The organism is Myxococcus dinghuensis, assembly GCF_024198235.1.
Taxonomy (GTDB): Bacteria; Myxococcota; Myxococcia; order Myxococcales; family Myxococcaceae; genus Myxococcus; species Myxococcus dinghuensis.
Window position 1 is genome coordinate 208,238 of sequence record NZ_JAKCFB010000013.1, and the last position, 8,241, is coordinate 216,478.

Consider the following 8,241-nt stretch of genomic DNA (forward strand, 5'->3'; position numbering starts at 1 on the left):
GACCTGGGCGCGCGGGTGGACGCGCGTCAGTACTCGCCCTCGCCGCCGCTCGTCTGCAGCTCCTTCAGGGCCGCGTCCAGGTTGGTGGGCCAGCCGGCGGCCTTGGGCTTGGGGTCCTGCGACGGGACGTACACCTCCGCCTGGCCGTCCCCGAGCATGTTCACCCACGCCAGCACGCGCGTGGTGCCGGGCGTGGCCAGGGGGATGCGCACCATGCGGCGCACCTCGTTGGGCGTGCCCTCGAAGAGGGAGAGGTTGAGCGTGGCCACCGTGTGCGCCTTGTCGCCGCTGGGCCAGTAGTTGGTGGCCACCAGGTACACGCCCTTGGGCGGCGCGCGGTGGATGTAGAGGTACGGGCCGTACGCGGGCTGGTCGAAGTCACCGCCCTGCGAGTTGAGGAAGAAGGTGCCGCCGGACGGGCTGGACGTGTCCGCCCAGTACACGTGGGCCATGTCCTGGATCTTCAGCTCCGTGCCCGCCTCGCTCGTGTCCGTGGGCTCGTAGACGTGCAGGTCGGTGTACACGCCGTCCGTGTCGCTGGTGAGGATGACCTTGAAGGGCACGGGCGGAATCTGCGCGTAGCTGGTGGCCTGCGTGCGCGCGGTGCCCGCCTGGTTCGTCGCCATCACCGTGACGACGTTCTTCCCGCTGGCCGCGGGGAACTTGCGGCTGAAGCGCCCGTTGAACGTGCGCATCAGGTAGCGGTCGCCGTTGAGCGACACGACGATGGGGTCGATGGAGTTGTCGCTGACGCTGCCCTCGATGAGCAGCATGCGGTCCACCGTCCAGCCGCCCGAGGGCGCCGTGAGCTTCACGGTGGGGAGCGTCTTGCCCTTGCCGATGGGAACCCCCTGCTGGCGCGGATTCGCGGCGGGGGACTGCGACAGGAGCAGGGCGAGGATGACGGGAAGCATCGCGCGTCCTTGAAGGGAAATGCCCGACGGCAATGTCGGAAGGTGCGGCCAGACTGCGCCGGCACGTCCCTCCTTTTCAAGTCGCCTGCCAATCGTCAATAGGGGTGGAACCCCTCGGAACATGTCTGCCCGCGTCACCTCCCGTGGACGTGGGACCACACTCGCGTGACGCCCGCGAGGCCTTCCTGCCGCACCTGAAGTCCAGGCAGACTCGCTCACCCGGACAGGGGGAGCGGCGGACCATGATTCAGGGGATTGATCACATCCAGCTCGCCATGCCTCGCGGCGAGGAGCCCCGGGCCCGCGCCTTCTACGCCGACCTGCTCGGCCTGCGAGAGATTCCCAAACCACCAGAACTCGCGAAACGCGGGGGCCTGTGGTTCGAGCTGCCGGACGGCCGGGGGCTCCACCTGGGCGTGGAGGAGCCCTTCCATCCCGCGAGGAAGGCGCACCCCGCCTTCCGGGTGTCGACGCTCGACGCGCTCGGGATGCGGCTGGAGGTCGCGGGCCACGCGCCGCGCTGGTCCAACGAGGTGCCCGACGTGCGCCGGTTCCACGCGGACGACCCGTTCGGCAACCGGCTGGAGTTCCAGGAGCAGCCGGGCGGGCAGCGGCTGACGGAGGACGAGGTGCTGGCGGTGCTCGAGGCGCTGGAGCGCGGCGACGTCACCATCCCGGACGCGCAGCGGCGGGCCGTCGAGGAGGCGCCGCGCGTGCTCATGCCGTACCTCTGCTCGAACGGCTGGTGCTTCCTCATCTTCAACGACGACTTCGAGTGGGACTACATCGAGCGCGTGACGGCGCCGGATGGACGCTGGCTCGTGTTCGAGGACATGGTCGGCCCGCCCGGCGGCCCCAGCCCCATGCCCCGGCTGTACGAGTACCGGCCCCCGCCCCAGGTCGCGCTCGACGTGTGGGGGCTGTCGACGTGAAGGGCCCCAGCCGGCGGGCGCGTTGCGGTAACGTCCCGGGCGGAGAAACGACCCCGCAGTCCGTCGAGGGCCTCCGATGCCAACCCTGATTCCCGCTCCCATGCGCGTCACGGCCGTGGGCAACAAGCCGAAGCTCATCCACGAGTTCGTGGGCCGCGCCACGACGAAGACGTCCGACGTCAGCGTCGCGCACATGAACAGCCCGGGGGGCTGGGAGGAGCCGGGCCAGACGCCCGAGTTCAAGGAGCTGACCCTGGTGCTCGCCGGCGTCCTGCGCGTGGAGCACAAGGGCGGGTTCATCGACGTGCGCGGCGGCCAGGCCGTCATCTGCGAGCCCGGCGAGTGGGTGCGCTACAGCACCCCCGAGCCCGACGGCGCCGAGTACGTCGCCATCTGCCTGCCCGCCTTCTCCCCGGGCACCGTCCACCGCGACGCCTGACGCGCCCGCCTCAGCGCGCGTTCACCATCGTCACGAAGAACTCGCGCAGCGCGCGGAAGAGCTGCTGCGTCACGCGCTCGTACCAGGCCTGGTCGTCGTCGGTCTCGAAGAACTCGTCGTTCCACGAGCCCATCCCGCCGAAGACGTCCGCCACCGAGCACGCCAGCAGCCCCCGCAGCCGCTCCTCCGACGAGGGGAACACCTGGAACAGCGTGACGAGCGACGCGCGACGCTCGAACACCTCCCACGCCCGCTCGCTGAAGCCCTCGCTCCGCAGCGCCTCGCGCACCGCGCCCACCCGCGAGGGCCCGTAGTCCTGGAGCCGGAACCCCGTGTTCTCCAGGCAGAAGCGCGCCAGCCGGAACGCCTCCGCGAAGGGGGAGCCCTTGCGCTCGGCGAAGTCCGCCACGTCCCCCAGGCTCGCGAGGAACTCCACGCGCGCGTCCGTGGTGGGGCGCGGCAGCGCGGGGGAGCGCGCCATCGTCAGGGCGCTGAACAGGTAGAGCTGGTAGCGCGCGTCGTTGGGCACCAGCCGCATCCACTCGCGCTCCGGGAGGAGCCCCGGGTCCTTCTCCCGCGCCTCCCGGGTGGGCCCCAGCGCGCGCACGCGCTCGCGCAGCGCCGCCGGGATGACGGGCTCCACGCCATGCGCCTTGCAGCACATCTGGAGCTCCTCCATCAGGTTGCCGCTCGGCACCGCGTGCATCGCCTCCGCGCCGGCGGTCGACAGCAGCGCCTTCAGGGACTCGGGGGTGTGCGGCGCGCCGCCGTCCGGGATGAAGCGGTTGAGGTTCTCCACCGCGCGGCGCCAGATGTCGTCGGCGAAGGGCTGCGCCTCCACCAGCGCCACGAAGTCCCGCCCGAAGTCGTCGCCGGACAGGTACAGCCGCTCGTCGGAGGGCACGAACTCCGCCAGCCGGTCCGGCGGCAGCAGGCTCCGCTCGAAGTCGTCCGGGTCCAGCGTCCGGAAGAAGGCGCGGTGGTCCTCGGGGACGAGCACCTGCGCGCCCTGGCGCAGCACGGTGACCTGCAGCTCCCGCAGGAGGTCCCCGCCCAGGAGGTCGAAGAGGCCCGCGCCCTCGCGCGAGCGCAGGTAGTCCGCCACCTGCGAGGGCGCCACGGCGGGGCGCTGGTTGAGCTGGTTGGACTCGGTGATGGCGCGGGCGAGCGCCTCCATCACCTTGGGCGCGTGGGGCTGCAGGCGCGCGAACTCGGCGAACTGGCGCGGCGACATCAGCGACGCGCTGCTGAGCACCGTCTCCAGCTGGTAGAGCGAGGAGCCGTTCCGGGTGCGCACGTCCAGCACCAGCGCCTCCGAGTTGATGAACGCCGCGGCCACGTGCTCCGGCATCTCCGCCGGCCCCAGGCTGCCCAGGTCGATGGCGCGCACCCCCTGCAGCCCCTCCGCGTCCAGCAGCTCCCGCCACGCCTCCAGCGACAGCTCCTGTCCCTTGGGCGTGCGCGCGCCCACCGAATAGGTCCCGGGGATCTCCAGCAGCCGCAGCGTCCAGCCGGAGCCCAGCTCCACCTCCACCTGGGACAGGACCTCCAGCCACCGCTCGCGCTCCACCCTCAGCAGCGAGACGGTCAACGCCAGCACCAGGTCATCCAGCTTCATGCACGTCCTCTCACGTGGCCCGCGAACCCCGACCCGGCCGGCGCCCTTCCCGGCGCGCGGCCCCGCCCCAGCCTTATCCCAAACACGGGCCCGGAGGGGCCCCGTCTCGCCAGGACCGTCCGCGCCCCCACCTTGACACGCGCGCGCGGGCTAGCCTTCGCGGCGGCGCGACAGCCGCGTGTGCACGGCCGGGTCCTCGCGACCCTCCGGCCAGATGTTGAAGGACTCCACCACCAGCGTGTCCGCGTCCGGCTGGTGGATCACCGTGCGCCAGCCCCAGCGCTGCTTCTGGGTGACGCCCTGGTCGTCGCACATGCTGGCCGCGTAGCTCCCCAGGACGCAGACGCGGCCGTCCTCGCGGGGCGCGCCGGTGGAGTGCATCATCGACGCGCTCATGTGGAAGCTGTCCACCCACGCGGCGGTGTACTGCCCCTCGCCCGTGTCGAAGCCGACGAGGAGCTGCCCCGCGTGGGGCTTGCCCATGGCGGTGGACTGGTAGTCGATGCGCACGAAGCGCCCGCCGAGCAGCGCCTCGACGCGCGCGTGCGTGTGCGACTCCTCCGGGGCTCCGGCCGGGTCGAACCACGTGCGCGTGGGTCCCTCCCAGCGTCCCACCCATTGCTTCAGCGCGCGGTGCTCGTCCCCCGCGTCGAAGGTCGTCGTCGGCGCGGTCGTCGCGTCCAGCTCGTTGCTCATCTCGGGGGCTCCTCGGAAAAACGCGCCCGCATCGTCGCTCATCCAGGCGGACGCCGCACGCCGCATGTCATCATCGCGCCGAACCGAAGGACCTCCGCGCATGAGCACCCCCGCCACCACCCTCGCCGCCCTGACGGCCGGCCTCGTCGACCAGCTCGCCGCCGCGGGCCACGTCGTCCCCGAGCCCCCCGCCGCGCCCACCACCCCGGACGAGGCCGCGAAAGCGCTCGTCTCCCTCGCCGGCCAGACGCGCGTGTCCCTCTTCTCCGTCTGGTGCGCGGAGGACGAGGAGGGCGTCAACGCGGGCGTCTCGTTCTTCTTCCTCCGCCCGGACGCCCCGGGAGACACCTCCCTGCTGGGGCAGGACCGCGCCGCCGTGCGGGTGGCCTACGCCCCGGACCTCCACGCGCCGCTGGGCGAGGCCCTGGCGCGCCTGGGCGGACGGGGCCACGACGAGGACCGGCCCCAGCGCGGCACGGTGGCCTTCCCCTTCGGCGCTGGAGACGACGCGGAGCGCCTCTTCTGGATGACGTTCCAGGACGGCCCGCTCGGCCCCTGGGTGACGGCGGTGGCGCGCGACCGCCGGCTTCGCGCGGACCAGCCTCCCTTCTCCTCGCTGCCGCTGTCGCCGGACGACGCCGCGTTCCTCGAGGCGCGCTTCCGCACGCTCGACGCGCTGTTCCACGGACAGCCCGTGCTCTTCACCGGCGCGCGCGGGACGGGCCGGAGCACCACGCTCCACGCGGCGATGGGCACGCTCCCGGACGGCGTGAACGCGCTGGCCGCGCTGGAGCAGCCGCGGAGCGTGGACGTGCGCGTCGGCACCGTGCGCGTCGGTCCCTCCGCCCCGCTGTCCCAGCTGCTGCGCGCCTTCCTCCGCCAGGACCCGGACGTGGTGTTCGCGGACGAGGCCCGCACGCCCGAGGACCTCCGAATGCTCATCCAGAGCGCGTTCACCGGCCACGCGGTGGCGTTCGCGCTCGAGGCCGCCACCCCGGAGGAGGTGCTCGCGCGGCTGGGCGAGGCCTTCCCCGGCGTGCCCCTCACCCCGCTCATCGTCCACCACGCCGTGGACGCGACGACCGGGGCCCGCGCGCTCACCGTGCACACCGTCACGCGGGACGGCGCCGGACACGCCCGGCTCACGCGCGCGGCGGGCGACACGCCGAGTGAGTAGCGGCTTCACGTCCAGCCACGTCAGCGTCCCCGCCTGACGCCAACGCGTCTCGACGGAACGCACGCCCCCCGCCCCGGGCCCCGCCGTCGTCGCGGGTGGGCTGGTATGGCCCTTGCTCGACGGGCGGCCATGCAAATCACGTTCGACGGCAACACCTACGAGACCGACATCCCCCTCCAGAAGGATGCGCTCGCCCTGGCCATCGACGGATGCAAGGACGCGTGGAAGCTGGAGCACGCCATCTCCGCGCTGCGCTTCAAGGTCTTCGGCAGTGACGGCATCGCGTCCCAGGTCCTGCAGTACATGGAGAAGCGGCACAAGGTGCTGACGGCGCCGCAGGTCCAGTTCCAGCAGGGCTTCGTCTTCCGCGACGACCGGAAGAAGTGTGGCCTGTGCGCCCGGCCGTTGGACCTGGACAAGTACGGGACGGGACACGACTGGTTCAGCGACTCCACGTTCAGCCAGTTCATCTGTGGCCAGTGCGCCATGGGCCAGCAGCCCCACATCAAGTCCTGCTCGGAGACGGGCTGCTCGCGGCTGTACTGGGCCTGTACGTCCTACACGCGCTGCGCGGACTGTCACCTCACGAAGCGCTACCAGGGGCTCGCCACCAACACGGCCTACACGCTGGAGCAGGTGCCGCTGAACGTGCCCAGCTTCCACGCGGGCGTGCAGGCGGAGGTGCTCTTCCGCAACTTCATCAAGGCCCAGACGAACCTCGACTCCATCTGCGTGAGCAGCAACACCGGCATCGACATCGTCTTCATCACCTACGGCGACGACGACTACAACGCCCTGATGACGCTGCTGGTGGGGCCCCCCTCCTCGTCCGCCCCCCCGACCACCACGCGCTTCCCGAGCCGCGCCCGCAAGCAGGTCCAACAGGCCGAGCGCGGCGCCGTCATCCACTACGCGGAAGTGAAGGTGAACGAAGCCCAGTGCTCGCCGGCCCAGCGCAACGCGCAGTCCTTCGTGGACAGCCGCATCAAGAAGGCGCTCGAGGGGGGCTACGGCGAAGAGGCCTTGAAGGGCGCCAAGACGGTCGAGTCCGCCATGAACCGGGGCGCGGACTACGAGCTGCACCTCATCCGCGTGAACATGCCCCGCTATGGCACGCACGAGTACACCCAGGGGGCTCCCATCACCGCGGTGCGCCGCCCCTGGGGCGAGTCCGGTGGCGGCTCGGGCCCCTCGATGACGCTGCTGGCCCAGTGCAATTCCATCACGTACATGGACAGCAGTTGGATTGGCGACACGGGTGAGCGCATCGCGACGCAGTTCATCCGGGAGCTCGGCTTCGCCGTGCGCGGCGCGGTGCAGAACAACACGGGCAACGGCGTGGACCTGGCGGCGAAGCTCGACCACACGCCCTCCAGTCCCCGCTGGGCCTTCTTCGAGGTGAAGGCCAGCACCGCGAAGTTCCAGACGTCGCTGGAGCACGCGGAGGAGGAGCAGTGGATGTTCGTCATGGACCGCTGCACCAAGGCCCTGCTGTGCATCGACAAGTACACGGGGCTGACCCAGGGCACGTCCGTCCACCCCACCACGTGGACCGTGAGCGAGCTGGCCTGGGACTTCCAGAGCCCGGAGCACTGGGCGCAGCGCGCGCTGTACTTCCAGGTGGCGGTGCGGCTGCCGAACCCCGGCTCGAACGACAAGGTGCAGGTGAAGCTCCTCGCCTGGCCGGGTCCTCGCAGTCAGGGCGCGAAGCCGCTGAAGAAGGACCCCATCCCCCAGCCCCTCTTCGTGGGCTACGGCGGCTCGTCCATGCCTCCGCCCACCAGCAACGTGTCGAAGGTCTCCATGCAGACGCTCTCGCCCCACCCCTTCGGCGGGCGCTACGACAACCTGCACTCCTGCTTCTACATGGGCTGCGACTGCAGCCTGTTCAGCCCCTCCCTGCTCAACCCGAAGATGTGCTCCTCCTGCCAGCACCCCCACGGCTGACCCCGCCCCGGGAGAACCACCCTCCCAGGCCGACGCGACTGCGCCCCCCGCGACACTCCGCCCCCGCCCGGGCCGGGCCACGCACACACCCCGCGCCATGCCCCTTCACGGGCGTGGGGGGCATCACTAACAGGGGTGTCAGGTGGACGGGGCCTCCCGCTAGACTGGTGGTCGAGCAGGAGGGAAGGGGGCGTGCACATGCCGGACGGGAGTCCGAAGGCCGGTGAGAGTGGAGCGGGGCTCTTCGCCTCCATCACCCAGGCCCGCGTCCGGCGGGCCGGGGACACCTGGCGCACGCTCTGGGTGACGCCGCTCGCCCTGGCGCTCCACGGCCTGGTGCTCGGTGGGTTGGTGACGCTGTGGCAGGGCGCGGCGCGGCCCATCCGCGCCAGCGCGGCGGACGACACGGCCCTGGTCCTGCGGCTGATGGCCTCGCCTCCGCCGCCCGCGCCGGCGCGCGCCGCCGAACCCGCGCGGTCCACGACGGCGCGCCGGCCGCGCCCCTTCACCCCGGCCGT

Annotated in this window: 7 protein-coding genes and 1 pseudogene; 5 read left to right on the forward strand and 3 right to left on the reverse strand. The window is 71.7% G+C overall.

What is annotated here, in order from left to right:
- Window positions 1–26 precede the first annotated feature (26 nt).
- Window positions 27–914 (reverse strand): DUF2135 domain-containing protein, encoded by an 888-nt coding sequence (locus LZ198_RS19440; RefSeq protein ID WP_253973500.1) that lies wholly within the window; start codon window positions 912–914, stop codon window positions 27–29.
- Between the two features lie 242 nt (window positions 915–1,156).
- Here LZ198_RS19440 and LZ198_RS19445 point away from each other — a divergent pair, with 242 nt between their 5' ends.
- Both LZ198_RS19445 and LZ198_RS19450 read left to right on the forward strand, forming a co-directional pair.
- A complete protein-coding gene (locus tag LZ198_RS19445) occupies window positions 1,157–1,846 on the forward strand; it encodes a VOC family protein (protein WP_253973501.1) in 690 nt (229 codons plus the stop codon).
- A gap of 76 nt (window positions 1,847–1,922) precedes the next feature.
- Window positions 1,923–2,285: a cupin domain-containing protein gene (locus LZ198_RS19450; protein ID WP_253973502.1), complete on the forward strand. Its 363-nt coding sequence runs from the start codon at window positions 1,923–1,925 to the stop codon at window positions 2,283–2,285.
- Between the two features lie 10 nt (window positions 2,286–2,295).
- On the opposite strand, the gene LZ198_RS19455 is transcribed toward LZ198_RS19450, so the two are convergent.
- Both LZ198_RS19455 and LZ198_RS19460 read right to left on the reverse strand, forming a co-directional pair.
- Window positions 2,296–3,903 carry a hypothetical protein gene (locus LZ198_RS19455; protein ID WP_253973503.1) on the reverse strand — a complete coding sequence of 536 codons (1,608 nt, stop codon included), beginning with the start codon at window positions 3,901–3,903 and terminating at the stop codon, window positions 2,296–2,298.
- 150 nt (window positions 3,904–4,053) lie between these two features.
- Complete coding sequence (locus tag LZ198_RS19460) at window positions 4,054–4,599, reverse strand: DUF1579 domain-containing protein (protein ID WP_253973504.1); 546 nt, start codon at window positions 4,597–4,599, stop codon at window positions 4,054–4,056.
- 100 nt (window positions 4,600–4,699) lie between these two features.
- On the opposite strand from LZ198_RS19460, the gene LZ198_RS19465 reads away from it, so the two are divergent.
- From LZ198_RS19465 to LZ198_RS19475, 3 genes and pseudogenes are all read left to right on the forward strand, one after another.
- Window positions 4,700–5,776 carry an ATPase, T2SS/T4P/T4SS family gene (locus LZ198_RS19465; protein ID WP_253973505.1) on the forward strand — a complete coding sequence of 359 codons (1,077 nt, stop codon included), beginning with the start codon at window positions 4,700–4,702 and terminating at the stop codon, window positions 5,774–5,776.
- A 129-nt stretch (window positions 5,777–5,905) separates the two neighbouring features.
- Window positions 5,906–7,723, forward strand: a complete 1,818-nt coding sequence (locus LZ198_RS19470; protein WP_253973506.1) for a hypothetical protein — start codon at window positions 5,906–5,908, stop codon at window positions 7,721–7,723.
- A 192-nt stretch (window positions 7,724–7,915) separates the two neighbouring features.
- Window positions 7,916–8,241 (forward strand): annotated as a pseudogene (locus tag LZ198_RS19475) (hypothetical protein); the annotation flags it as partial.

Excerpts from the sequence above, each read along its gene's own strand:
- LZ198_RS19440 (WP_253973500.1), bottom strand. The coding sequence starts at position 914 with ATGCTTCCCGTCATCCTCGCCCTGCTCCTGTCGCAGTCCCCCGCCGCG.
- LZ198_RS19445 (WP_253973501.1), top strand. The coding sequence starts at position 1,157 with ATGATTCAGGGGATTGATCACATCCAGCTCGCCATGCCTCGCGGCGAG.
- LZ198_RS19450 (WP_253973502.1), top strand. The coding sequence starts at position 1,923 with ATGCCAACCCTGATTCCCGCTCCCATGCGCGTCACGGCCGTGGGCAAC.
- LZ198_RS19455 (WP_253973503.1), bottom strand. The coding sequence starts at position 3,903 with ATGAAGCTGGATGACCTGGTGCTGGCGTTGACCGTCTCGCTGCTGAGG.
- LZ198_RS19460 (WP_253973504.1), bottom strand. The coding sequence starts at position 4,599 with ATGAGCAACGAGCTGGACGCGACGACCGCGCCGACGACGACCTTCGAC.
- LZ198_RS19465 (WP_253973505.1), top strand. The coding sequence starts at position 4,700 with ATGAGCACCCCCGCCACCACCCTCGCCGCCCTGACGGCCGGCCTCGTC.
- LZ198_RS19470 (WP_253973506.1), top strand. The coding sequence starts at position 5,906 with ATGCAAATCACGTTCGACGGCAACACCTACGAGACCGACATCCCCCTC.